Origin of the sequence: Gracilibacillus sp. D59, from assembly GCF_052246695.1 — a bacterium.
Taxonomy (GTDB): domain Bacteria; phylum Bacillota; class Bacilli; order Bacillales; family Amphibacillaceae; genus Gracilibacillus.
Genome location: NZ_JBQQCK010000007.1, coordinates 117094 through 142723, shown reverse-complemented (window position 1 = coordinate 142723; position 25630 = coordinate 117094). Strand labels below are relative to the sequence as shown.

The following is a 25630-nucleotide window of genomic DNA, read 5'->3' as shown; positions in this document are numbered from 1 at the left end:
TGTACCTTTCCTGTCATGATCCTTCTATTATAACACGTTTTTTTATAGTATAATGATTGAGAAGGTTGGTGATAAAATGGCTGAGTTTTCTCATATAAATGAACAAGGCAGAGCGAAAATGGTGGACATAACCGATAAACAAATAACGAACAGAACCGCCATTGCCTGCTCCAGCATTTCTGTTAACCAAGAAATCTATACAAAAATCGTTGATCAAACGATTGGCAAAGGGGATGTCCTTTCGGTTGCACAAGTCGCTGGCATTATGGCAGCAAAGCAAACATCTACAATTATTCCGATGTGTCATCCATTGTCATTAAGTGGGGTTAATATTCAGTTTGATTGGCAAAACGAAGAAGATAATTATGAGTTAGTGATAACAGTGGAAGCAAAAACAAAGGGAAGTACTGGCGTTGAGATGGAAGCCTTAACTGCTGCCTCTGTTACCGCACTAACAATTTATGATATGTGTAAAGCGGTTGATAAAGGGATGGTGATTGGCCAGACTTATTTAGTTGAAAAAACTGGCGGGAAAAGCGGGGTATATCGGAGAGAGGAGTAATCACTCAATAATTGGGTGATTTTTTTATCTTTATAAAGCTGTCAATAAGCACCTGCAAATTCTTTCCTATAACGGGCTAGTGAGGAAGACATTGGTTGAATTAAAAGATTGGCCCGTTTTTTGGACAATATTGGGATAAAAAGTTATTGAAGAAGATAACAACTAATATTAATGAGAACCGATAACGTTAAATTTATAACATTATCGGTTACCTTTGTTCAATTATAAGTCTTTGTTAATCTCCCTCATGACATGTCCTAACTCCGGAATAATCAACTTTTCCATAGCCAATTTTACGGCACCAGACGAACCTGGTGTTGCAAAAACTACTTTATCCTGAACCACACCTGCTATTGCTCGGGAAAGGATCGCTGCTGAACCGATATCCTCCAGGTAACTGAGCATACGGAAAATTTCTCCGAATCCAGGTATTTCTTTGTCCAACATACTCTTAACTGCTTCAATTGTCACATCTCGTTTAGCAATCCCTGTTCCACCATTAATTAAGATCGCATCAATATTAGCCTGTTGTAATCCTTTTTCTATAGCTTGCTGGATTTCAGCTTGCTCATCTTTTACAATATCATAGGCGTTCACTTGGTGATTGTTTTCTTCTAAATATTGTTGCATCAACCTACCACTTTTATCAGTCTCTTTCGTTCGTGTATCGCTGACGGTAATGATTTTACATCTTACGGTATCTGGTGCTTCCGCTTTGTGCGCTAGTGACATAATTAAGCTCCTTTTTTTACAAAACTCGCATGTACTGGTCTATCCTTTAACTTTTATAGAAATTCGTTTCTAGCCAATCAAGGAACAATTCATAATCTTGGTCAACTTGTCGTTTATAAAATCGCGACCATAACACCATTTCGTGAATAAACGCTTCTTTATCTCCTTCTATCGCTTGATAAATAACATCCTCACTATGATAGTCCAATAATTCTTTGTGAATATCCTGATCTGCTCGCGAATGAATTTTTGCTGCAATTTTGCCCATGATTTTGACTGATTGCTTGATCGGTTTAAATTCCGATAAATGTTTCGGTGATATATCCTTATCATACGCACTACGCTCTCTCACATAAAATTCACGATTCCCGATCGTAAATTGACCTAAATAACTATCTGCTTTATGGTGCATCGCTTTTTGAGTGGCTACTACACGTTCTCCTTGGTGATTATAATAGGCCCAAAATGTTCCATTATACGGCATAAAATAAGCTGGAATCGCTGGTCGTGCTTCTTTAACTTCTAAAATGATATCATCGTCTTTAACATCTTGAGTTCCTTCAATTAAGACATAATATCTTTTTAGTCCCGTGGATCCCACACCTGCTCCATTTTTTCTGACAATGTCCTTGATTTGATAATGATCGTTACCTTTAAATAAAGACGGCTCAATCGAATCTAAGTAGTAATGCCAGTTCTCTTTTATTTCTTTATATTCTTTCGATGAGACCTTCTCGAGTTTTTCTTTTTCAATGTTAAAGACGCGCTCGCCTTCACCATTTAAGGTGGTCTGTTTATGCAGTTCGTGTGTAGCTTGACGTTCTTCTAATTTTTTCAACACCTTCTTGATTGGGCCTTTCGTATTATCAACTGTGAAATGTAAGGCTTTCGGGTCCTCTTCTCGTTTGGCAAACTTCCTTATCTGCTTACGATATGATTTTAAAAAGGAGGTGACTAACTCATCTCGAGTTTCTTCATCAGTAATGCCTTGCTGTTCTGCTAGCAAACGGATGCTGACCACCATTCTTTATACATCATATAAATAAGATCCCAGATAACCCTCATCAAAATCATCGACATCAAATACTAGGTTCCCTTCTTCATCCTGGAAGCTGCTGAAATTATCAAAATGCATATCACCCATGATCCAGGTCGGCTTATGTTCTGGTGTATGGAAACTGAATGGTATTTTTGTTACATCATAATAGAAAAGATATGCACTGCCACGGTAAAAGCTGTAAGGATTCTGTTTCATCTTATGATATTTTTTACGTCTATCTTTTTTCGAAAGCTCCATGACATAACCATCAAGCTGTTCTAATATGGTATGTAGAGCATTTTTTCGTAATAATAGACTGGTTTCACGGACTTTTGTTTGAATGCTGTGTACCATCGAAATCCCCTCTCCATACTTTTTATTTTATCTTAGAATGTTAGAAAGCTGATGCTTCCACTTTGTATTGTAGCGAGACGGCTTTTGTATTCACTAGTGATGCTTCGTATAAGATAATCTCACCAGTAGGAGGTGCAGTTGTATTCTCATCAAAGAAGAAATCCTCCCCTAATGCAATCGTCCATTTCGCTTCATTATTGTACTCTAAAACGATAGCCAATGTTCCATATTGTTGGATCTGATCCCAAGCAAACAATTGGAGATAGTCTTTACGGTTAATTGTAATACCTTCCTGATTAACAGATATTGCTGTATTCTCTCCTTCCCATTGTCCATGCATTTGAGCTCCAACATAATAATAGGATAACCCGTCTTTACGATCTCCATATGTACCGACAAATTGATGAAGATTTTCCTGTTTGTCCATGTAAGTGAAAACAGCAATATCATCTGTTAACCACTTTACATCTCCTTCTGTATCAATAGGGGCTTTTAATGCTTCTTTTGGGCGACCTAATATCCGATAATAACTACGATAATACGTCGCCTCACCAGTATTCGTATTTTTCTTCAGGGAGAAAATTTGCTTAGTATCTGGTGAGATACTTATGATATTTTTAATATTTTGATTTGTTTGGTACAACAAATAACTGTTTACTACAATAGCCAAAAACGCTATAGTAACAAGGATAACATTTCCCATTTTTTTAAGCGAAAGAAGTGATAAGAGACTTATTCCTAAGCTAATTATCATGATAATATTAAATACATAAAATAAACGGTTATCAATATATTCCGCCTGATAGTGCGATTGAACGATTAGACTACCTATCTGCAATATAAAAAAACCAACAGCAATCAGAAAAAAGATAATCCCGATCCATTTAGCCCACTTATTCATTTTTCGGTTCTACCTCCTCAGAAAATTCCCATGTGTATCCATTATCAGTTGAAGTGAATTTTGCTCTAATCGATCCGTTTTTATAGTAGTCACCATTAGGGCTTTGATCCATAATTAAAGCTAAGTGATCCTCTTCTTTAAATGGCGCTCTAGCAATGACGAAGACTCTATCATATTTAGGTGGCATATGAAATACCGCCTGTTCCCACGTTTCGCCTTGATCATTTGTCACATATAAATCCGGCTCCTGTGGATTAATTGTACCGTACGACATGAAACCTGTCTTTTCATCTATAAATCCGCCATCAGCTATTAGTCTAGTTGTATCTGGCACATTAATAGATTGCCAACTTTCACCTTGATTCGTAGATATGTATATAAACGATCCTTCCGATGACATGGTTCTTCCTGCAGTTAAAATAACATACCAGAATGGATCATCAAGGAATTCTACTTTTCGGAATCTGATGGAAGGCAATTGATCATCTACAACCGTTTCATCCCATGTTTTCCCCTGATTCTCTGAATAAATCACTTTTATTGCTCCTTCAGAATAAAGAAAAGCAGCATTACTCTCAGTAAGAATAAAACTATTATCTATTAATTCTGTTTTATTCCCTTGGTATTCACCTGCAAAAAGCTTATCTTTTTCAACTGGAACCAAAGTCCATGAATTTCCATTATCATAGGTGATCTGCAGTTCATCATTTTCAAGGCTATAACCTAAACTATCCTTGATATTAATCGGAACTAACGTGGCTTTTTCGGCTGTAGTATTTTCTCTTACTTGTTGATTTTGTTCGACCACAGATGAGGGTAAAGGAATTGGCTCACGCATTTGATAATAAAACGTTATCAATATAATCGCCACACTAAGCATACAACTAAGAACTATTACTAATTTTCGCCCCATGAAATCCTCCTTATCTTCATTATACGATAATAGGAGCTGTTATTTATAATCTATTAGAAAATAAAGAAAAGGCTGGGTTTAAGATCCAGCCTTTTCCTTATCAAATTGAGATGCCTTACTTGAGATGATGGACACTTTTTTGATTTTTCCTCTGTTTTTGTCCTTAAAAACCGTGTAATTCTCTTTCCTAATAAGTAAGAATAACTTTATTACCAGAAGGATCTCTCGTTATAACTTGACCTTTTTCCTCTTTCACTGAAGCACCAATTGCCTCTAAATTCTGAATGGTATGATTAACAGCTTCTTTTGTTGGATAAGTGATCGTATAAGATTGTAAGCCTACGCTCTTTTCGGATGGCTTAGGAGCTCCGACTCCATTCCACGTGTTCAAGCCTATGTGATGATGGTATTTCCCCGTTGAAATAAATAATGCCTGATCACCGAATTGGCAGACTGTTTCAAACCCGAGTCCTTTTTCATAAAAGTGCTTGGTATTCTCCATTTCTGAAACATGAAGGTGAATATGCCCCATAACAGTCTCTTGTGGCAGTCCTTGCCATGCACCTTTTTTGCCTTCTTTTAAAAGGTCTTCAAAATCTAATGGATCTACAGCCATTGCTACTTGATCACCTTGCCACGTCCAGCCCTCGGGATCTCTATCACGATACACTTCAATGCCATTTCCATCCGGATCGGAAAAGTATAACGCTTCACTTACTAAATGGTCTGATGAGGCTAATGGTAAACCTACATTTATACTATGAAAGACAAAGTTCGCAAGGTCTTCTCTCGTTGGTAAAAGAATGGCGAAATGGTATAAACCTGTTGTACGCCCTTGTTTAGGTTCTACGTTTACTGGTTGTTCCAGTGTGAGAATACTTGTTTTACCGTCTGCGGTTAGTTCTGCTGTTGTGTTTGTTTTTTCTAATATAGTAAATCCAATCACTTTTTGATAAAAAGCAATTGATTGATCTAAATTCTGTACGTGTATCGTGACATTGCTGACAAACGTTATCGGTTTACGATGAAAATTCATAATTTAACTCCTTTTTAATTACTTTATGTAAGCAATTGTACTTTTGTAAGTATAAAACATCAAGAAAAAGCTACTAATCTGCCAAGAATAGTAGCTTTCATTTGTCTGTTATTCTTTTGAGAATCCAATATCTTTTCGATAGTAAAAGTCGTCGTTTTGATTAAATCGTTCCAAGTATTGATAGATTGCTTTTTGCGCTTGTTCCGGACTGTCCTGAATCGAACCTACTAAAAGAACACGACCACCTGTTGAATAGAATGAGCCATCTTCCGACTGGCCTGTTCCGGCATGAATTACATAAACCTGATCATCTGAAGCAAGATCTGGGAGGACTACATTTTTAGCATATGAACCAGGATAGCCTTTTGAAGCAACTACTGTCCCTATCGCATAGCCATTTTTCCATTTTAACTGTGGATCTTTTCCTGCAGTTACGTCTTCTATCACTTGAATAAGATCATTTTCAAGAAGAGGCAATACCACTTGTGTTTCAGGATCTCCAAATCGTGCATTAAATTCGATCACTTTTGGTCCTTCTTTTGTTTCGATTAAACCACCATAAAGTACCCCAGTATATGTGCGGCCTTCCTTTTTCATTCCTTTTGCAACAGGCTTGAGTATTTTTTCAACAGTAAATTCTACATGCTTTGGATCTAAATCTGGTACCGGAGAAAAAGCGCCCATACCACCAGTGTTCGGGCCTTCATCATTGTCATAGGCACGTTTATGATCACGAGCTGGAACCATTGGATACACATTTTCACCATCAACAAATGCAAAAAGGGAGAACTCTTTTCCTTCCAAATATTCTTCGATTACCACTCTGCTTCCAGCTTCACCAAATTTATTATCGATCAGCATATTGTCCACGGCGTCTAAAGCTTGTTGCTCTGTCATCGCAACTACGACTCCTTTACCAGCAGCAAGCCCATCTGCTTTAATGACAATTGGGGCTCTCTCTTGTTTTATGTATGTTTTTGCTTTTTCAACATCGCTAAATGTCTGGTATTTAGCAGTCGGAATATCATATTGTTTCATAAATGCTTTTGCAAAATCTTTACTTCCCTCAATTAGAGCAGCTTCTTTTTTAGGACCGAATACTTTCAGGTTTTTTTCCTGAAAAGCATCTACTACCCCTTTCGTTAATGGAACTTCAGGACCCACAATGGTCCAATCTATTTCTTCTTTTTGTGCAAAAGAAACTAATTCTTCAATCGCATCATCTTTAATTGGAACACAAGTTGCATCTTGAGCAATACCACCGTTTCCTGGTGCAGCAAAAATCTCTGTTACACGCTCACTTCTCTTTAATTTTTTTACGATGATATGCTCACGACCACCACCGCCGATTACTAATACTCTCATGGGAGGCCTCCTTTTTCTATCTATGGTTTAGGGAAGATTCTCATAGACACTTTTTTGGATTTGGGGTTATTTTGTCCGTGAGATTGCTTCTCGTGGACACTTTTTGCAAATTTCGCATTCTTTTGTCCGTGAGATTGCTTCTCGTGGACACTTTTTGTAGATTTTGCATTCTTTTGTCCGTGAGATTGCTTCTCGTGGACACTTTTTGTAGATTTTGCATTCTTTTGTCCGTGAGATTGCTTCTCGTGGACACTTTTTGCAGTTTTCGCATTCTTTTGTCCGTGAGATTGCTTCTATATTTGAGATAAAGGATTCCCAACTTGTTGAGAATCCTCTACTTCTTAGTGCTTGAAATGACGCATTTTCGTGAATACCATAGCAATACCATGTTTATTACATTCATTAATGGAATCTTGGTCTCGCTTGGAACCACCTGGTTGGATGATTGCTTTGATTCCTGCTTTTGCCGCGTTTTCTACTGTATCTGGCATTGGGAAGAATGCATCTGATGCCATGACTGCACCTTCTGCTTTTTCTCCTGCTTGTTCAAAGGCAATTCCTGCAGCACCAACACGGTTCATTTGTCCAGCACCAACACCAAGTGTCTGGTCCCCTTTTGCAACAACAATCGCATTTGATTTTACGTGTTTTACCACTTTCCATGCGAAAAGAAGCTCGTCGATTTCTTTGGCATCAGGTTTACGATCGGTCGCAACTTCTATATCTTCCGCCAACACTTTACCATTGTCACGATCTTGAACGAGTAGTCCACCAATCACGCTGACTACTTTTTTCGTATCATTCTCGTTTACTTGCATAGGTGTTTCGAGTAAGCGAATATTCTTTTTCACTGTTAGGATCTCGAGAGCTCTCTCAGAAAAGCTTGGTGCAATTACGATTTCCAAGAAAATTTCTTTTAACTGATTGGCGGTTGCTTCGTCCACTTCACGATTTAATGCAACAATTCCACCAAAAATGGATACTGGATCACCGGCATATGCCTTTTCGAAGGCACCAGAAATCGAGTCACCGATACCAACCCCACAAGGGTTCATATGCTTTACGGCTACTGCTGCTGGTTGTTCAGGGAATTCAAGCACAACCTCTAAAGCAGCGTTAGCATCCTGGATGTTGTTATACGATAATTCTTTACCATGTAACTGTTTTGCATTAGCAATTGATGCACCTTTGACATTTCCTTCTTTATAAAATGCTGCCTGTTGGTGCGGATTTTCACCGTAGCGAAGGGATTGTACTTTTTCGAATGTTTGAGTAAATGTTTCTGGATCCTCTTCACCTGTAATATCAACAAAATAGTTGGCAATCATTGCGTCATAGTTTGCCGTATGACGGAACACTTTTGCCGCTAGTTGTTTACGGAATTCAACTGTTCCACCATTATTGCCTAAGTTGTCTAAAACCGCATCATAATCAGATGGATCAACGACTACCGTGACATCACGGAAGTTTTTCGATGCAGATCGTAGCATCGTCGGACCGCCAATATCAATATTTTCAATGGCGTCTTCTTCTGTTACTCCTTCTTTTGCGATCGTTTCTTTAAATGGATAAAGATTGACAACAACAACATCAATCGGTGTAATGTCACGCTCTTCCAATTGCTTCACATGTGATTCTTCATCACGGCGAGCAAGTAGTCCTGCATGAATATATGGGTGTAACGTTTTGACACGACCATCCAAAATTTCATCAAAATTAGTGATTTCCGAAACACCTTTTGCAGGTAACCCGGCCTCTTTTAATGTTTTTAATGTACCACCTGTTGAGATTAATTCATAACCTAATTTGTCTAACCCTTCTGCAAAAGGAACTAAATTACTTTTGTCAGACACACTTAGTAAAGCACGCTTTTTCAACGTTATTCTCCTCTCGTGATCAGTTTTTGAATCGTAGCTGGATACAGTTGATGTTCTACTTGCTGAATCGCTTTTTGTAAATCGTCTCTAGTCATTCCATCTTTAATATCAACTGCTTGTTGTGCAATTATTTTTCCTGTGTCCATCCCGGAATCGACATAATGCACGGTAACCCCTGACACTTTCACACCTGCATCAAATGCTTGTCCGATTGCGTCCAGTCCAGGAAAGGCTGGTAAAAGCGAAGGATGGATATTGATTATCTTTCCTTCAAAAGGGGTTAATAACGTCTCGCCAACCAATCGCATATAACCAGCAAGAATGACCAAATCGATTTTTTCTGCTTGTAGTACTTCTACAATTTTCGCCTCAAACATCTGCTTATGTCGATATTGTTTGGGATCAAATACAAAAGCTGGCGTCCCATTTTGTTTTGCCTTTTCCACTACTTTTGCTTTTGACTTATCACAAACAAGTAACGATACTTCTGCATCAAGTGTACCATTTTTCGTCGCCTCGATAATAGCATCGTAATTACTACCGGTACCAGATGCAAATACTGCTAATTTAGTCATTGATGAATGTCACCCCAGTTTCTTCTGTAACCTCACCGATGACGTAGGCTTCTTCCCCGATATCTTCTAATAATTGAAGAGCCATATCTGCTTCATGTGCCTCAACTATAACAGCCATGCCGATCCCCATATTAAATACTCCGTACATATCTTCTTCTTTTAAGTTTTCTTGTTTTTGCAAGTAATCAAAAATGGCGGGTTTTTGCCATGACCCTTGTTGAATCTTCACACCAAGGTGATCGGGTAACGCACGTGGTAGGTTTTCATAAAATCCACCGCCTGTTACATGACTGATTCCTTTAATCGTAAGGTCTAACTTCAGTTGCTGAATCGCTTTGGTATAAATTCTCGTTGGCTCTAATAGTGCTTCACCTAATGTTCTCGATAGCTCAGGAATTTCGTCATGATAGCTTAAGCCTTTGTCTTCGATAATTTTTCGAACAAGTGAAAAACCGTTAGAATGAACACCTGATGAAGCAAGTCCGATCACTTTATCACCGGCTTCAATCTTTTCACCTGTGATAATTTGCTTTTTATCAGCAATACCTACTACAAATCCAGCAAGATCATATTCATCCTCATCATACATCCCTGGCATTTCCGCTGTTTCACCACCGATAAGTGCTGCATCGGATTGAACACAGCCATCTGTTATGCCTTTTACGATCTGTTCGATTTTTTCTGGTTGATTTTTCCCACACGCAATATAATCTAAGAAAAAGATTGGATCGGCACCTTGAGCAACAATATCATTGACACACATTGCTACTAAATCAATTCCAACTGTATCATGTTTATCCATGGTGAAAGCAAGTTTCAACTTTGTTCCGACTCCATCTGTTCCAGAGACTAATACTGGTTCTTCATAAGAGAATTTACTGATATCGAAAAGGCCTGCAAAAGCACCTACACCACCGATTACTTCAGGGCGATTGGTATTCGCGATATGTTTTTTCATTAAGTCGACTGCTTTATAGCCGGCGTTGACATCGACACCTGCATCTTTATAAATATCACTCATTCCTATGGACTCCTTTTTGGTGCGGAATTTTTTCGTCTAATTTATTTGACACTTTTTATTATTTATTGGACACTTTTCAACTTTTACTGGACACTTTTACTCTTTATATGCGGGAATTACCGTATCTGGATAAATTTCAGTCGGATAATTTCCTGTAAAACATGCTTGGCACACACCATGCTCCTGACGATCACGGTCCTCTACGATCGAAGCTTCCAATCCTTCTGTTGATAAAAAGGATAAGCTGTCTGCACCGATAATTTCGCGCATTTCTTCGATCGTATTATTCGCTGCGATTAACTCACCCTTTGTCGATGTATCAATTCCGTAGTAGCACGGATTTTGAATTGGCGGCGATGCGATTCGAACATGTACTTCTGTGGCTCCTGCTTCTTTTAATAATCGGACGATCCGACGACTTGTTGTGCCACGGACGATTGAATCATCGACCATCACAACGCGCTTACCGTCTACAATCCCACGAACTGCGGACAGCTTCATTTTTACACCTTGCTCGCGCAATTCCTGTGATGGTTGAATAAAAGTACGTCCGACATAGCGGTTTTTGATTAAGCCTAACTCATATGGAATACCAGTTGCTTCGGAAAAACCGATTGCTGCTGATATACTGGAATCCGGTACACCAGTGACAACATCCGCTTCAATTGGTGCTTCTTTTGCTAATTGTTTCCCCATTGTTTTACGACTTGCATGAACATTTTTCTCATTTAAATCACTGTCTGGGCGGGAAAAATAGACATATTCCATTGAGCAAAGGGTACGTTGCATGGGAGATGTAAATTGTTTTGTTCTAAATCCATCATCATCGATTACGATTAATTCACCAGGTTTTACTTCACGCTCGTAAGTCGCACCGATTAAATCAAAGGCACACGTTTCTGATGCAACAACATACGCATCACCTAAACGGCCAATAGATAGCGGGCGTAAACCGCGCGGATCCAATCCGATAAACAGTTGATCCTCTGTTAAAATCGAGAATGCATAGGCACCTTTGATCATACCTAAAGCAGAAGAGATCGCTTCTTCCATCGGAACATTACCACTGCGTTTTACAAGGTGGGCGATCACCTCTGTATCTGAAGTAGTCTGCAAAATACTTCCTTGTGCTTCCAGTTGATTCTTTAACGCATGGGCATTGACGAGGTTTCCGTTATGGGCCAATGCCATACTATTCGTTTGTGAGCGAAAAACAAGTGGCTGTACGTTTTCAAAGCCACCGCCACCTTGTGTAGCATAACGAACATGCCCGATTGCCGCATGTCCTTGCAGGCGGGAGACTTCTCCTTCTGAAAAAACGTCATTGATTAAGCCGACACCTTTATGGACATTTAATTTTTCACCATCTGTTGTGACAATACCGGCACCTTCTTGCCCACGATGCTGGAGAGCATGGAGGCCGTAATATGTCATTTCAGCTGCCTTCTCATGTCCCCAGATCGCGAATACACCACACTCTTCATTTAAGCCTTTGATTTCAGCAAGCACGGGATAGCTCCTTTCCACAGTTGTTGTAATGATAGTACACTTTCTGTGATTGCTTCTGTTTTTCCGCTTTGAACCACTAGTTTATTAGTATTTGTTACCGTTCCTAATAATGTTGCATCTTCTACTTTTGCTTCGAACGCTTCACGATCTTTCTCTGGAATCGATACGATAAAACGTGATTGTGTTTCACTAAACAATACCGTTGTTAAATCTCCTTCTACTTGGACGTCTGCACCAAGACCTTTTTCATTAAAAAGGCATTCTGCTAATGCAACACCAAGCCCTCCTTCTGCAATATCGTGAGCTGAGGAAACAAGACCAGCATGAATTGCTGCTAATAATTGATCTTGACGTTTTGCTTCCGTCTCTAAATCAATTGCCGGAGCTTTACCAAAGTATTTACCTTCCAATAGGTTTTGCAGCTCACTTCCACCAAACTCTGCTTCTGTCTCACCAACTACATAAATCAGGTCCCCTTCATTCTGGAAATGAGAAGGTGTAATATGATCAAGTGACTCATGTAATCCAACCATACCTACGACTGGTGTTGGGAAGATTGCCTGACCGTTTGATTCGTTGTAAAGAGAAACATTACCGCTGATAACCGGTGTGTTCAACTTTAAGCTGGCCGCACTCATTCCTTCTACACTTTTCTCCATTTGCCAGAAGTTTTCTGGTTTGTCCGGATTACCAAAGTTTAGTCCGTCGGTAAGTGCAAGTGGTTTCGCACCTGAGGCAACGATATTACGTGCTGCCTCTGCTACCGCAATTTTACCGCCTACCTCCGGATCTAAATGAATATAACGGGAATTACAGTCTGTTGTCATCGCAATTGCTTTATCATATCCACGCACACGGACAACTGCCGCATCTGAACCTGGAGAGAATACTGTGTTCGCCTGTACCATTGAATCATATTGATCATAGACATATTCTTTACTTGCGATCGTTGGTTGCTGTAATAACTTTTTCAATATCTCGGTATGATCTTTCACTTCTGGTTTATATGCTGGCATTCTTTGATATTCTTCGTAAAAGCTTGGTACTTTTGAGTCTTTATAGAAAATCGGTGCATCCTCTGCTAAATTATCAACAGGAATGTCTGCCACAACTTCTCCTTTATGCAATAAGCGGAACATTTTATCATCGGTAACTTGACCTACTGCTACTGCTTCCAGCCCGTATTTCTTGAAAATATCGACGATTTCCTGTTCTTCACCTTTTTTCACACATAACAGCATACGTTCTTGTGACTCTGACAGCATCATTTCGTACGCCGTCATGTTTTCTTCACGCTGCGGGATTAGATCTAGGTTCATTTCCATTCCCATGCCAGCTTTACTCGCCATCTCACTTGCAGATGAAGTAAGACCAGCTGCACCCATATCTTGAATGCCAACTAAGGCGTCAGAATGAATCACTTCCAAGCATGCTTCAATTAATAATTTCTCCATAAAAGGGTCCCCAACTTGGACGTTGGAACGTTTGCTTTCAGAGTCTTCAGATAAATCTTCCGAAGCGAATGTTGCACCATGGATTCCGTCACGACCTGTTTTCGAGCCAACATACATAATCGTGTTACCAAGTCCTGATGCGATACCTTTTTGAATATCTTTCGTATCTATTAAACCAACACACATTGCGTTAACAAGTGGGTTACCTTCATAACAGTCATCGAATTGTACTTCTCCTCCAACAGTTGGTACTCCTACACAGTTACCATAGCCGGCGATTCCGTGAACCACTTCATCAAAAAGATATTTAACCCGACCAGTGTTAAGATTACCGAAACGTAAAGAGTTTAATGATGCAATCGGACGAGCCCCCATCGAGAAAACGTCACGGATAATACCACCGACACCTGTTGCCGCACCTTGATACGGCTCAACTGCTGAAGGGTGGTTATGGCTTTCGACTTTAAATACGACACCTTGACCATCACCGATATCGACAACTCCGGCACCTTCACCAGGACCTTGCACGACTTGTGGTCCTTCCGTCGGAAATTTCTTTAATAATGGTTTAGAAGTTTTATAACTGCAGTGTTCCGACCACATTACCGAGAAAATACCGATTTCAGTAAAGTTAGGGCGACGACCCATAATGTTTTTAATCATGTCATACTCTTTATCTGTTAATCCCATTTCCTGATAGACTTTATCTTGTTCTACCAATTCAGGAGTAATCTCAGGCGCCTGCAACATAACGTTCCCTCCAGTTTTCTAACATTGATTGGAATAGTTTTAATCCGTCATCACTATTTAAAATCGATTCTACTGCACGTTCCGGGTGTGGCATCATACCTAGCACATTTCCTTGTTCATTGATGATTCCGGCAATATCACTAACAGAACCATTCGGATTATTTTGGTACGTAAAGACGATTTGGTTGTTTTCTTTTAATCTTGCAAGTGTCTCCTCGTCACAATAGTAGTTTCCATCATGATGCGCAATCGGAATCGATACTACTTCGTCTTTTTCATATTTCGAGGTAAAAAGGGTGTCATTGTTTGCCACGATTAAGTTTTCAAAATGACACATGAATTTCAGATTCTTATTGCGTAGCATTGCACCTGGTAATAAACCAGATTCTAGTAAAATTTGAAAACCATTGCAGACACCGAGAATTGGAACTCCTTTGTCTGCTTGTTCACGTAATTGCACAACAATATCTGATGTAGAAGCAATTGCGCCAGAACGAAGATAATCACCGTAAGAGAATCCACCAGGAATTAAAATCGCATCATAGCCTTCCAAGTTTGCTTCTTGATACCAAAGCATATCAGCTTCTTCGCCCAGTGCATCCTTGGCTGCATAGTACATATCGCGGTCACAGTTGGAGCCAGGGAAGACAATCACAGCAAATTTCACTGGACAACCCCCTCTTCTACTGTATATTTATAATTCTCGATAACTGGATTCGCGAGTAGTTTGTTACACATTTCTTCAATCTCTGCTTCGATATTTGCATCATCATTCACCGTTAATTCTAAATATTTTCCAACACGAACTTCTTTCACATTATCATAGCCTAATGTATTTAAAGATCCTTGTACTGCTTTACCTTGTGGGTCTAATACGCCCTCTTTTAATGTAATGTGTACTTTTACTAGTTTCATTGTTTTGCCTCCAGTCTCGATAATATATTGTCATATACAGTAACTAAGTCACCTAAGTCTTCGCGAAATACGTCCTTGTCCATCTTCTCTCCTGTTCCGATATCCCAAAGACGGCAAGTGTCAGGACTCACTTCGTCTGATAGCACAATTTCTCCGCTAGCATTGCGTCCAAATTCCAATTTGAAATCGACAAGCTGTAAATTAATTTCTTTGAAGAAAGCTTGCAATTGCCCGTTTACTTGAAGTGCCATTTTTTTTATTTTTGTCAGATCTGCTTCAGTTGCATCCGTTAATAATAACGCATGATCGTCATTGATTAACGGATCACCAAGCTCATCCTTTTTATAAAAAAGTTCCACTAGTGGCGGATCGAAAACCGTTTTCTCCTCGATTCCTGTACGACGAACGATGCTTCCTGCCGCAACATTACGAACGACAACCTCGAGCGGTATAATCGTTGTTTTTTCTACTAATTGTTCCGTTTCATTTAAAGCTTCTTTAAAGTGACTATTAATCCCTTTTTGATGGAGATATTCGAATACTTTAGCAGAAATTAAATTATTATAGCGTCCTTTCCCTTGAAATTCCGCTTTTTTCTCGCCGTTAAAGGCTGTTGCATCATTTTTATAAGACAGGACTAATAAATTCGGATTATCCGCTACCGTAAATACTTGCTTTGCTTTTCCTTCATATAACAGCTTGTCTTTCATTGGATTCCTCTCCTTATGCCAGGCCTATTTTTTTGAAAATCTGATCAACGTTTTTTAAATGGTACGTGTAATCAAAGCAATCATCTAATTGTTCTTTCGATAATGTACTATTGATACGCTCTTCTTGTTCGATCAGCTGACGGAATGGTGTTGCTGTCTCCCATGCCTTCATCGCATTCGGTTGTACAATGTCATATGCTTCTTCACGACTCATACCTTGATCAATCAAAGAAAGCAATACGCGTTGTGAGAAAATTACACCGTACGTGCGATCAATATTCCGTTTCATATTTTCCGGGAATACCGTTAAGTTTTTCACGATATTACCAAATCTGTTCAACATATAATTCAAGGCTATTGTTGCATCCGGTAAAATGACACGTTCTGCAGAAGAGTGAGAAATATCACGTTCATGCCATAAGGACACATTTTCATACGATGTCATCATATAACCACGGATAACACGGGCCATTCCTGTCATGTTCTCGGATCCGATTGGGTTACGTTTATGCGGCATTGCTGATGAACCTTTTTGACCTTTCGCAAAAAATTCTTCCACTTCTCTTGTTTCTGTTTTTTGCAATCCGCGGATCTCGGTTGCGAATTTTTCGATGGAGCTTGCAACTAATGCCAGTGCGGACATGTATTGCGCATGACGATCACGCTGTAATGTTTGGGTCGATACAGGTGCCGGTTGTAACCCTAATTGTTCACAAACATATTTTTCAACGAACGGATCGATATTGGCATAGGTACCAACTGCACCAGATAATTTCCCAGTTTCAATTACTTTTGCTGCCGCATCAAAGCGTTCAAGATTACGTTTCATTTCTTCGTACCATAGTGCCATTTTCAAGCCGAAAGTTGTCGGTTCAGCATGTACACCATGTGTACGTCCCATCATTACGGTATTTTTATGCTCGATTGCTTTCTCTTTTAAAATTTCAATAAAGTTTACAATATCACGACGGATAATTTGATTTGCTTGTTTTAACATATATGAAAGGGCGGTATCGACAACGTCTGTTGAAGTAAGACCGTAGTGTACCCATTTTTTCTCTTCACCTAATGTTTCCGAAACAGCGCGGGTGAATGCTACCACATCATGGCGAGTCTCTAGTTCGATTTCAGAAATACGTTCGATATTAAAAGATGCATTTTCTCTAATTTTTTTGACATCTTCTTTTGGGATGATCCCTAATTCACTCCATGCTTCACATGCTAATATTTCCACCTCAAGCCATGCATTAAAGCGATTCTCATCTGTCCAAATCTTGCCCATTTCTTCTCTTGTATAACGTTCGATCATAAAATGTTTCCTCCTAGTTTTCGATTATCTTTTTTTCCACTAGTTCATTATATATGATTAAAGGATTGTCCCCAATAAATGTTACATGCCCCATTTTACGCAATGGCTTGTTTTCTGCTTTTCCGTACATATGAATGTGTGCATTAGAGTTGTCATCTAATTGACTGAAAAAAGGATCTACATCTTTTCCAAGTAAATTAACCATTACTGCTCCACCATGAGATTGGATCTGGATCAATGGCAATCCACATATAGCCCGAATATGCTGTTCAAATTGTGATACATCACATGCTTCAATTGTATAATGTCCGGAGTTATGCGGTCTTGGCGCCAGTTCATTTATTAAGATATCTTCGCCACATACGAACATTTCAATTGCAAATGTTCCGACAACGCCAATTGTTTCCGCAATTGCTTTTGCAGCTTGACGGGCTTTCTGTGCGATTTGTTCGGAAACCCGTGCTGGTGCAATCGTAGCGTGTAAAATATGGTCTCGGTGAATGTTTTCTGCTACCGGGAAATAGGTGATATCTCCTGTTTGTGTTCTTGTGAATACAATCGATATTTCTTTATCAAAAGCTACCCATTTTTCCACGATTAACCGGTTGGTTTGTTCGAGCATCTCTATTGCGCTTTCGATATCCGCTTCACTAGTGAGCTTCACTTGCCCTTTGCCGTCATAACCACCACGGCATGTTTTGACCACGGACGGATAGCCGATTTTCTTAGCTGCTGCTTGTAATTCTTCGGTTGTGGTGACAATCGCAAAATCGGCAACAGGCTGGTTACTGTCGACCATTGCTTTTTTCTCTAGTTCACGGTCTTGTGTCACTTTAAGTGAGTTTGCACCTTGTGGTAGAATGCCAGCCTCTTCGAGAATTTGTGCTGCTGTTAAATCGACATTTTCAAATTCATATGTCACCACATCACTTTTCTTCGCTAGCTGTTTGACTGCTGCTAAATCGTCATATGCAGCGACAATTTGTTGATCTGCTACTTGTGCTGTAGGGCAATCCGGAGTTGGATCAAGAACGACAACACGATACCCCATATGTTTGGCTACCGTAGTCATCATTCGCCCTAGCTGTCCACCGCCAATGATCCCGATAGTAGAGCCGAATAATAGTTTATTGGTTTGCAAGATCCTCCCTCATTTCTGCTACTTTTTCTTTTAGTTGGTTTTGATGATTGGCTAATCGTGATGCTGTTTCTTGATCGCTTGTGCCTATAATTTGCGTTGCAAGAATGCCTGCATTTTTGGCCCCTGCTTTGCCAATTGCGACAGTGGCGACTGGTACACCGCCTGGCATTTGTACAATGGAATAAAGTGAATCGACACCGCTGAGTGTGCTTGTTTTAACTGGTACGCCGATGACAGGCAACGTAGTTTTCGATGCGACCATACCTGGTAGGTGGGCTGCACCACCTGCTCCAGCAATGATAACTTTCAGGCCTCTATCTCGTGCTGTTTCGGCATATTCAAACATGTCTTCCGGAGTTCTGTGTGCGGAGATGATTTCTTTCTCATAACTGATTCCGAGTTCTTCCAATGCCTCACACGTATGCTTCATCGTTTCCCAATCGGATATGCTTCCCATGATAACACCAACAAGCACCATAATTTCCCCACTTCCTTCTATATAATATCTGTTTGAATCAATCAACTTAAGGCAGTTACTAGTATAATAAGATACAAAAAAACCTATCCATTTCTCTATCAGGAGAGAAGATGAATAGGTGTGGTTTCCATAACTATCCTGATGATTTTTTCGGATAAAATCATCGGCCATCTTCCCTCATAGTCCATCATTTACGGTGACGGGTAGAAACTTTTGAGCCATATTCTCAAATTATATGAGGCAATTATTATGTTAGATTTATTTACTATATTTTTATGATAACAAGAGCACTCGAATCCTGTCAACAAAAAATCGAACATTAAAATAATAGTTTATATCAACGTTCGTCTTTTGACGAAATTACATTGTTAGTTTGTACCAATAAGTTATATAACGGAGCGTTTCACATAAAATACAAAAAAGCTTGCCGACCGTTTTAGTCATGCAAGCCTCTGTTTTATATTGTCCATTCATCATTTACCAACGCAACAAGTTTCCATTCTCCTTGTTTATTTTGCTCAAAAACCACATATAAACTGCTCCAATCCATTTCTTCCTGGCCTTCTTTATAAAATTCTACTATATGTGCTTTCGGAAAGAATTCTTTAATATTGTTCACCATGTTTCCACGATTTTTAGTTCTATCAAACGTTACCTCATCCGGATTAAGATAATCCGCCTGATAGACGTACTCTTTATGATATTCTACTGGGGTTAGCTTAATTGGATATCCACTTCCACTCTCTACACCCCATATATATTTTTCTGTGTCTTGTTTAAATGCCCCTACTTCACTTGGTTGAAATACGAGATCACTTTCACTCACATTAACATAAGGAGAGTATAAGAGCTCTTTTTCCTCATGCACAAAAGTTGCAAGTTTCTTAAAATTTTGGTCTGCTAATACCTCAAGGATTTGGTTTGCTTGCTCCTTTAATTTCGTTTCAACATCCTCATCTTCCTTTTCTCCTTGCTTATTAAAAAACACCGGAATATCCTTTTGCTTATGATCTACACTCAACGTCCTCGTTTCAGCGACACTTGCCCTTTCTGGATTTGAGCCAGCAGAATTAAGAATACTAGTGTAACTTAAAGCCATCAATATTACTAAAAGGAAAGCACCAACTATCCACCATTTTAAACGATTCATAAATCATCCTCCTATTAATAGTTAAATATCTTCCAAATTATTATTTACAAGAGGTTGATTATTATTATAAATAAGTTCAAAAAAGGGGAGAATCAGATGAACAGCAAACTAATTTAGTGACTCTTAATGTTCGTGTTTTACTAGTTTTGCATCAAATACTATTTTTCTGCCCTTAGGTACAGGCTCTCCATTTTCTTCAATAAAAACGGGTTCTTCCACGCGTCTTGTCGGCTGATACCCTTCCTGCTTTATTCTTTCTAAGCAATCATCAATGGTTTCATTCTCCATTACTTCGAACTTCTTCTTGACTGGCTTCTTGTTGTTGTTCTTCTTCTGCTTTTTGGACACTTTTGCGAATCCTCCCTCTCTTTACTTGTTTCACCCAGAACCCACCATGGATCTGTTTTGGTTCATAGGCGATAATAAAAGCTTTTGGATCAATCGATTTAATTGTTTCGTATAAATGAAGCTCATATTTTCTCGGTGACAGAATTTGCATCGATAACCTGTCTCCGTCCATGCCGTATGCATACCAACTCGTCACTCCGTAACCTTTATCTCTTAACTGTTTTGTGAATGAGATATCTGGATCTGAAGAAATCACATTGACTGTGATATATCCCAGTGCTAATTTCTCTTCTATCTTTGAACCGATGACTACTCCAAGGCCATAACCCAACCCGTAAGCCACTAGATTTTGAATCTCTCCTAAGTTATCTAACACGATGCCAAGACCTAGCGTATAGATCATTATTTCGAATATACTCATTGCTCCGGCAATATATCGTCTACCTTTTAGCATAAGAATTACTCTTAGTGTGGATAACGATACATAGACAATATTGATGATCATAATAATAACAATCATCATAAACGCGTTTTCAAGCATTTTAACACACCTCCGCTAATGCACAACGATTTGTCAAAGTCATATCTTATAATATAGCGAAACCATTTTATCACAGCAAAAAGAGAAAGGGGAGAGATAATTTTGGATCCATTTCAACATATGCATGATTGGAAAAATAACTTAGATCAATTTTTTGGCGGCAACTTCTGGGATGACTTTGAACATATGATTAAACCGCCAATTCCAGCCGTTAATATGTACGAATTGGACAATGAAATAATCGTTTATGTTAATTTGCCCGGAATTAAGGATCGTAAACAAGTAAAGGTGTTTGTTAATTATGATGTATTAGAATTAAAGGGGACACTTTTTCCAGTACAACAGTCGGGGAAATTGATTAAGCAGGAGATTTTACAAGGGGAATTTTCCAGACAAATTGATTTACCTTTCCCTGTAAGGGAAGATCGGATTACGGCTGGCTTGAAACAAGGACTGATGACGATTCATCTGCACCGCTTAGTAAATGACAAGAGAAAAAAGCATGCAGTAGACATCGAGGAATTTGAGGAATGAAAAGTACATCCTGTTTTTGTACATTTCAAAAACAGGAGAAACTGTAGCTATGAAAAAAAGGTTGATCAACAATACCTCATAAAACCTTATTTACGATAAATACGAAGAATCCTTTTTGAAAAAGATTGATCAAAATGGATTCTTCTTTAGCAGATTTAAGTTTGGTTTTTATAAAAAAGGTTGATCATTATCTACCCTATGTTGATTCACAATTGCTCCTGTTTGTTGAAGTTCATTCCAAAGCCTTATTGAACAAAAAGCTACCGTTAGCACAATATAATTTAGTTATCCTTCTTTCAATCCTAGATATCCCTTATCATCCAAAAGGCTGTACACCTACAGAATACAAATCGAAAGTAGATAGGGATAGCTAGTAGTTCTGGAGGTGCCTGGCACCAACTAGGATATTTTCGTATGTTGAACAATTGTCTGGTCGGTTCCTTTTATCCAGCTAATAGCTTTAGCGCTAACGCTGACTGCAAAGAAACAGGTGATACCGGGGATAATATAAAATGCTGCCCCTAGCATGATAACTAAAAGGATGTACCCTATATTTTTCCTAGGGTTTATGAAGGTTAGTAAAAAGGACCGCTTGATTTGTTCTATGACTTTAGCATCTGTCTGAAAATAATTCAAAAAATGGACCAAACACAATAATAGAAAGACCAGCATCGATGTAGCTGCCAGTCTTATTATTTGTTGAGATTCTGGCAAAAAGAAAATATTGATGCTCAGAAGGAGAATCATCACTAGCCAAATCGTTGCAGCTCGATTTATGACAAAAAATGATTCCAGATAAGCTCGTCGGAATGCATGAAAGGCTCTGGTTGTGGATGTATCTTGTTGTTTCACAACCACTAGTAGGGCGTATGTTGCTGGAAAGATGCCAAAAAAGAGAAACCCTATTAACGTAAACAATATCCATAGTACCTGAAGATAAACATACCAAAATATTTTTTGAAGTATGACAGCATATTGATTTAACATCGTTTCCACATCATCACCTACTAATTCCTTTTTCATATTCCATCTGTCATCCAATTCGACAAATTCCGAGCGGTGACAGGCACCTACCCTGGCTACCGTTGTTGCAGGTATTGGACGGCTTGTTTGATGTTTTCGTATGCGTTGGATCCGGCTTCGCGTTCGACAATTAGATGTCCTTTGTATCCGATATCTTGCAAGGCCTTAAAGTATTTATCAAAAGGTACATCCCCTTGACCAAGTGGAGTTTCTTTAAATCCTGTGCCGTTTTCTACCATGTCAGCAATGGCATCGTGGCTCATCGGTTTATAGCCAACTGCTCCATACACGTCACGTGGATCAACTGGCCCAAGTTTTCTACCATCCTTTACGTGTGTATGCACGATATAATTCTTTAATGTATAAACACCCTGAACCGGGTCATCACCTGTAACCATAACCATATTTGCTGGGTCGAAGTTAACGGATACCCCATTCGTAGATAACTGATCAAGAAAGCCTTTGAGACGAGAAGCCGGTTCAGGACCAGTCTCAATCGCGAAATGAGCGTCTAAGGAAGTTGCAAATTTACCCAGCTCCTCACACGCCTCAAACATGGCTTCGTAAATTGCATTTTGCTTTTCTGGAACGATGCCAATATGCGTAGTAACAATAGGTGTATCAAGCTCAACAGCTAGCTCCAATATTCGCTTGGACTTATCAACCTTTTCCGCATTCACTGTTCTATCCTGAAAGCCATGCCCTTCTAAATCACCGCATAAGGCGGAGATGGTTAAGTTATTAGCTTGCAATTCTTCCTTTAACCTTTTTTTCGTGTCAGAAGTAATGGTTGCCGGATCCATTTCTCCGGAAACGGCATAAAGCTGGACACTTTGCACCTTCAACTCACCTGCTAAACGCAAGCCCTCCCAAAGTCCTTTCTGAAATCCATCTGCAATGACACCGATTGGATTATGCATGAGAGGAGACCTCCTTTTTTATTCCTTGTACTACAAAAGCAAGCCCAGTAGCCGTCCCCTCGATACAATCTTCCATTCCTTCAAATTCAATAGATACCCAGCTATCATAGTTACTTTCAGCAATAATAGAAAGAATTTCGTCTATTGGTAAGTCTCCTTGACCAACAATTGAACCTCTTATCTTCTTACCACCAGCAGTCTCAATCCAACCCTTTTGCAAGGCCTCGTTTTTTTCACGGACATAAAAATCCTTGATATGAACCATCGAAGCATAAGGTAGGCATTTCTTTACGGCGATGGCAGTGTCTTCATCTGTACAAGCAAAATTCCCTACATCCAAGGTTAAGCGAAAGTTTGGATGATTAACACGATCCAGTAAAGCAATCACGCGATCACTTCCTTGTAAGTAAAAACCGTGATTCTCGATGGAAGTGACAATACCAAACGTATCAGCATATTCCGTAATTTCTCTACACGCATGCGCTATCTGGTCGAGTTCATTGATAAAGGTAGTAATTGTTCCATCCGCCCTACTTGCTGCATCATGGCGCATATGTTTTACACCTAAAGCATGTGCGATATCCACATGATGCTTGACTCGCTGCAATTCTTCTTGATACTTTTGCTGATCATCCACCGCGAAATTAGCACTAATTGCATAATTAGAGATTTCCAATCCGATCGCTTCCGCCTGTTCACGGATATCGGATGCCGTGTCTAAGGTAACCTCAAATCCATGCGGTACAATTTCAACGTGTGTGCCACCCATCTGCTTAATCCATTGCATCATACTTACCACTGTTAGTTCTTCCGAGCGTAATGCTTGTAGCAAGCTATAGGAGCTTACACCGATCATCATTTTACTGATTCCTCCATTCCCTGCCCTAACGTTATTTCTTGGTTCTTCTCAGCAGATTCATAGATTCCATTCAGAATTCGTATCATCTGTACACCATCATCCACGGAACTAATTGGTGCTTTTCCTGTCAAACAACAATCCACAAAGTGTGTAATTTCCCCTACGAAAGCCTGCTCAACATCTAGCTTAGGTGAGTCTGTTTGTGGGTAACTGGTGAGCATTGTATTATGCTGTTCTGTCACAAACTTTATCTCTGGTTCGATTTCCAAACCACCTTTTGTTCCATATAACTTTACACCCGTTTCATCCTTAGTAGCATGTAACGTATAGCTAACATCTACAAAAAGCGAGGCATCATTATCAAACCTTATTAACGCATTTGCTAAATCTTCTACATTATTTTTGTCTGGGTCATAATCCGCTGCTTTATAAGAAGACAGATACTTGATATTGGATCTATTTCCTAGTTTGTTATATTTATTCGCACTAATCGATACTGGCTTCGGTTTCCCCATAAGATACCAGCACAAGTCAATGACATGTACCCCGAGGTCAATCAATGGACCGCCACCGGATTTATCTTTATCCGCAAACCATCCTCCTGGATTACCAGCTCTACGTAGATAAGAAGCCTTTGCATAATACAAATCACCAAACATACCACCATCAACGAAATCTTTTACCATTTTTGCGTTTGGATCAAACCGTCTTACAACACCTACCTGTACAATTTTATGAACACGATTTGCTACCTCTTGGATTTTTTCCGCTTCCTCCACCGTGATAGAAAGCGGCTTTTCCACAAGTACATGCTTGCCAGCTTCAAGTGCTGCGATGGTAATTGTTGCATGGGTATAATTCCATGTACAGATACTTACCGCATCGAGGTCTGGAAGTTGCAGCATTTCATTATAGTCCTCAAACACGTGGGAGACATGATAAGTGGCTGCTACTTGCTCTGCACGACTTTTTTGCATATCACAAATCGCATAAATCTCTACGTTATCTAATTTCTGGTAGGCATCGAGGTGTTCATGGGAAATCGATCCTGTTCCTATAATTCCAACCTTTAACTTATCCATTGTCTTCCTCCTTTGTTTGTAACATTCCTTTGTATGCACCATCATCAGAGTCCGGAATTTCGATCGCGCCAACAGCTTTTTTATAAAAAGCAACTGGTCCTGCGCCACCTATAATTGCATAGGCATAGCCCTTACGCTGTAAGGCGTGTAAGCTTTCTAGTAACAGAGCACTGCCAATACCTTTTCCCCTAGCCTTCTCACTCACACCTGTAGGGCCAAAAAAGTTCAAATAAGTTACATCAAAACAGGCAAAACCAAGAATCTCGCCATCTTGAATAGCAATCAAACAGGATGCTGGCGTTTGGGTACAAGCAACCTCACATTCACTCGCCCAATGTTCTGAAAAATGCTCTCTTACCCATTGAATAACTAGATGTTTTTCAGGAGGTATTGGTCTCCGAATTATCCAGGTGTTCGATGAATCTGGTTCATATGGTGCTAGCTTATAAAGCGGTACAAGCATATCTCCCATCTAAGAGCCCTCCTTTCCTAAGTATCATATGAATCTACTATTTATTATACGCTTACATCC

Annotated in this window: 27 protein-coding genes, 1 pseudogene and 1 riboswitch; of the genes and pseudogenes, 3 read left to right on the top strand and 25 right to left on the bottom strand. The window is 39.4% G+C overall.

Annotated elements, in window-relative coordinates; genetic code table 11:
* Positions 1-76: 76 nt before the first annotated feature.
* The gene (gene moaC, locus ACTWP4_RS13465; RefSeq protein WP_443129290.1) at positions 77-562 is read left to right on the top strand and encodes a cyclic pyranopterin monophosphate synthase MoaC; all 486 of its coding nucleotides are present in this window, start codon (positions 77-79) and stop codon (positions 560-562) included.
* A gap of 222 nt (positions 563-784) precedes the next feature.
* On the opposite strand, the gene ACTWP4_RS13460 is transcribed toward moaC, so the two are convergent.
* The 20 genes and pseudogenes from ACTWP4_RS13460 to ACTWP4_RS13365 form a co-directional block, all read right to left on the bottom strand.
* Positions 785-1294, bottom strand: a complete 510-nt coding sequence (locus ACTWP4_RS13460) for a MogA/MoaB family molybdenum cofactor biosynthesis protein (protein ID WP_443129289.1) — start codon at positions 1292-1294, stop codon at positions 785-787.
* Positions 1295-1340: 46 nt separating this feature from the next.
* Positions 1341-2591 (bottom strand): annotated as a pseudogene (locus tag ACTWP4_RS13455) (DUF2252 domain-containing protein).
* A gap of 136 nt (positions 2592-2727) precedes the next feature.
* Positions 2728-3588, bottom strand: coding sequence for a hypothetical protein (locus tag ACTWP4_RS13450; RefSeq protein WP_443129288.1), 861 nt, complete (start codon positions 3586-3588; stop codon positions 2728-2730).
* Positions 3581-4501: a WD40/YVTN/BNR-like repeat-containing protein gene (locus ACTWP4_RS13445; protein ID WP_443129287.1), complete on the bottom strand. Its 921-nt coding sequence runs from the start codon at positions 4499-4501 to the stop codon at positions 3581-3583. The genes ACTWP4_RS13450 and ACTWP4_RS13445 overlap by 8 nt, the downstream gene beginning before the upstream one ends.
* Positions 4502-4688: 187 nt before the next feature.
* On the bottom strand, positions 4689-5537 hold the full coding sequence (locus ACTWP4_RS13440) for a VOC family protein (RefSeq protein WP_443129286.1): 849 nt from the start codon (positions 5535-5537) through the stop codon (positions 4689-4691).
* A 108-nt stretch (positions 5538-5645) separates the two neighbouring features.
* Entirely contained in the window at positions 5646-6902 is a 1257-nt protein-coding gene (purD, locus tag ACTWP4_RS13435) for a phosphoribosylamine--glycine ligase (RefSeq protein ID WP_443129285.1), read from the bottom strand.
* A gap of 341 nt (positions 6903-7243) precedes the next feature.
* The gene (purH, locus tag ACTWP4_RS13430; RefSeq protein ID WP_443129284.1) at positions 7244-8779 is read right to left on the bottom strand and encodes a bifunctional phosphoribosylaminoimidazolecarboxamide formyltransferase/IMP cyclohydrolase; all 1536 of its coding nucleotides are present in this window, start codon (positions 8777-8779) and stop codon (positions 7244-7246) included.
* 2 nt (positions 8780-8781) lie between these two features.
* Positions 8782-9354: a phosphoribosylglycinamide formyltransferase gene (gene purN / locus ACTWP4_RS13425; RefSeq protein ID WP_443129283.1), complete on the bottom strand. Its 573-nt coding sequence runs from the start codon at positions 9352-9354 to the stop codon at positions 8782-8784.
* Positions 9347-10375: a phosphoribosylformylglycinamidine cyclo-ligase gene (gene purM / locus ACTWP4_RS13420; RefSeq protein WP_443129282.1), complete on the bottom strand. Its 1029-nt coding sequence runs from the start codon at positions 10373-10375 to the stop codon at positions 9347-9349. Before purM ends, purN begins: the two co-directional genes overlap by 8 nt.
* Positions 10376-10471: 96 nt before the next feature.
* On the bottom strand, positions 10472-11884 hold the full coding sequence (purF, locus tag ACTWP4_RS13415; protein ID WP_443129281.1) for an amidophosphoribosyltransferase: 1413 nt from the start codon (positions 11882-11884) through the stop codon (positions 10472-10474).
* A complete protein-coding gene (gene purL / locus ACTWP4_RS13410; protein WP_443129280.1) occupies positions 11860-14088 on the bottom strand; it encodes a phosphoribosylformylglycinamidine synthase subunit PurL in 2229 nt (742 codons plus the stop codon). Before purL ends, purF begins: the two co-directional genes overlap by 25 nt.
* Positions 14072-14755 carry a phosphoribosylformylglycinamidine synthase subunit PurQ gene (gene purQ / locus ACTWP4_RS13405; protein WP_443129279.1) on the bottom strand — a complete coding sequence of 228 codons (684 nt, stop codon included), beginning with the start codon at positions 14753-14755 and terminating at the stop codon, positions 14072-14074. Before purQ ends, purL begins: the two co-directional genes overlap by 17 nt.
* Positions 14752-15003, bottom strand: coding sequence for a phosphoribosylformylglycinamidine synthase subunit PurS (gene purS, locus ACTWP4_RS13400; RefSeq protein ID WP_018932346.1), 252 nt, complete (start codon positions 15001-15003; stop codon positions 14752-14754). Before purS ends, purQ begins: the two co-directional genes overlap by 4 nt.
* Positions 15000-15713, bottom strand: a complete 714-nt coding sequence (purC, locus tag ACTWP4_RS13395) for a phosphoribosylaminoimidazolesuccinocarboxamide synthase (RefSeq protein WP_443129278.1) — start codon at positions 15711-15713, stop codon at positions 15000-15002. The genes purS and purC overlap by 4 nt, the downstream gene beginning before the upstream one ends.
* A 13-nt stretch (positions 15714-15726) precedes the next feature.
* Positions 15727-17022 (bottom strand): adenylosuccinate lyase, encoded by a 1296-nt coding sequence (purB, locus tag ACTWP4_RS13390; protein WP_443129277.1) that lies wholly within the window; start codon positions 17020-17022, stop codon positions 15727-15729.
* A 13-nt stretch (positions 17023-17035) separates the two neighbouring features.
* Positions 17036-18163: a 5-(carboxyamino)imidazole ribonucleotide synthase gene (gene purK / locus ACTWP4_RS13385; protein WP_443129276.1), complete on the bottom strand. Its 1128-nt coding sequence runs from the start codon at positions 18161-18163 to the stop codon at positions 17036-17038.
* Positions 18150-18641 carry a 5-(carboxyamino)imidazole ribonucleotide mutase gene (gene purE / locus ACTWP4_RS13380; protein ID WP_443129402.1) on the bottom strand — a complete coding sequence of 164 codons (492 nt, stop codon included), beginning with the start codon at positions 18639-18641 and terminating at the stop codon, positions 18150-18152. The genes purK and purE overlap by 14 nt, the downstream gene beginning before the upstream one ends.
* 160 nt (positions 18642-18801) lie before the next feature.
* Positions 18802-18900: riboswitch (purine riboswitch) on the bottom strand.
* Between the two features lie 198 nt (positions 18901-19098).
* Positions 19099-19791 (bottom strand): hypothetical protein, encoded by a 693-nt coding sequence (locus ACTWP4_RS13375; protein ID WP_443129275.1) that lies wholly within the window; start codon positions 19789-19791, stop codon positions 19099-19101.
* A 123-nt stretch (positions 19792-19914) separates the two neighbouring features.
* A complete protein-coding gene (locus ACTWP4_RS13370; protein WP_443129274.1) occupies positions 19915-20079 on the bottom strand; it encodes an NETI motif-containing protein in 165 nt (54 codons plus the stop codon).
* Positions 20069-20680, bottom strand: coding sequence for a DUF2179 domain-containing protein (locus ACTWP4_RS13365; protein ID WP_443129273.1), 612 nt, complete (start codon positions 20678-20680; stop codon positions 20069-20071). Before ACTWP4_RS13365 ends, ACTWP4_RS13370 begins: the two co-directional genes overlap by 11 nt.
* 102 nt (positions 20681-20782) lie before the next feature.
* On the opposite strand from ACTWP4_RS13365, the gene ACTWP4_RS13360 reads away from it, so the two are divergent.
* Both ACTWP4_RS13360 and ACTWP4_RS13355 read left to right on the top strand, forming a co-directional pair.
* The gene (locus tag ACTWP4_RS13360; protein ID WP_443129272.1) at positions 20783-21214 is read left to right on the top strand and encodes an Hsp20/alpha crystallin family protein; all 432 of its coding nucleotides are present in this window, start codon (positions 20783-20785) and stop codon (positions 21212-21214) included.
* 134 nt (positions 21215-21348) lie between these two features.
* The gene (locus ACTWP4_RS13355) at positions 21349-21588 is read left to right on the top strand and encodes a hypothetical protein (RefSeq protein WP_443129271.1); all 240 of its coding nucleotides are present in this window, start codon (positions 21349-21351) and stop codon (positions 21586-21588) included.
* Between the two features lie 25 nt (positions 21589-21613).
* Here ACTWP4_RS13355 and ACTWP4_RS13350 read toward each other — a convergent pair whose 3' ends face one another.
* From ACTWP4_RS13350 to ACTWP4_RS13330, 5 genes are read right to left on the bottom strand one after another with little or no spacing between them, the layout of a single operon-like run.
* Positions 21614-22237, bottom strand: a complete 624-nt coding sequence (locus ACTWP4_RS13350; RefSeq protein ID WP_443129270.1) for a YesL family protein — start codon at positions 22235-22237, stop codon at positions 21614-21616.
* A 56-nt stretch (positions 22238-22293) separates the two neighbouring features.
* The gene (locus ACTWP4_RS13345) at positions 22294-23157 is read right to left on the bottom strand and encodes a sugar phosphate isomerase/epimerase family protein (RefSeq protein WP_443129269.1); all 864 of its coding nucleotides are present in this window, start codon (positions 23155-23157) and stop codon (positions 22294-22296) included.
* Positions 23150-24016, bottom strand: coding sequence for a sugar phosphate isomerase/epimerase family protein (locus ACTWP4_RS13340; protein ID WP_443129268.1), 867 nt, complete (start codon positions 24014-24016; stop codon positions 23150-23152). The genes ACTWP4_RS13345 and ACTWP4_RS13340 overlap by 8 nt, the downstream gene beginning before the upstream one ends.
* On the bottom strand, positions 24013-25098 hold the full coding sequence (locus tag ACTWP4_RS13335; RefSeq protein ID WP_443129267.1) for a Gfo/Idh/MocA family protein: 1086 nt from the start codon (positions 25096-25098) through the stop codon (positions 24013-24015). Before ACTWP4_RS13335 ends, ACTWP4_RS13340 begins: the two co-directional genes overlap by 4 nt.
* The gene (locus tag ACTWP4_RS13330; protein ID WP_443129266.1) at positions 25091-25570 is read right to left on the bottom strand and encodes a GNAT family N-acetyltransferase; all 480 of its coding nucleotides are present in this window, start codon (positions 25568-25570) and stop codon (positions 25091-25093) included. Before ACTWP4_RS13330 ends, ACTWP4_RS13335 begins: the two co-directional genes overlap by 8 nt.
* Positions 25571-25630 lie beyond the last annotated feature (60 nt).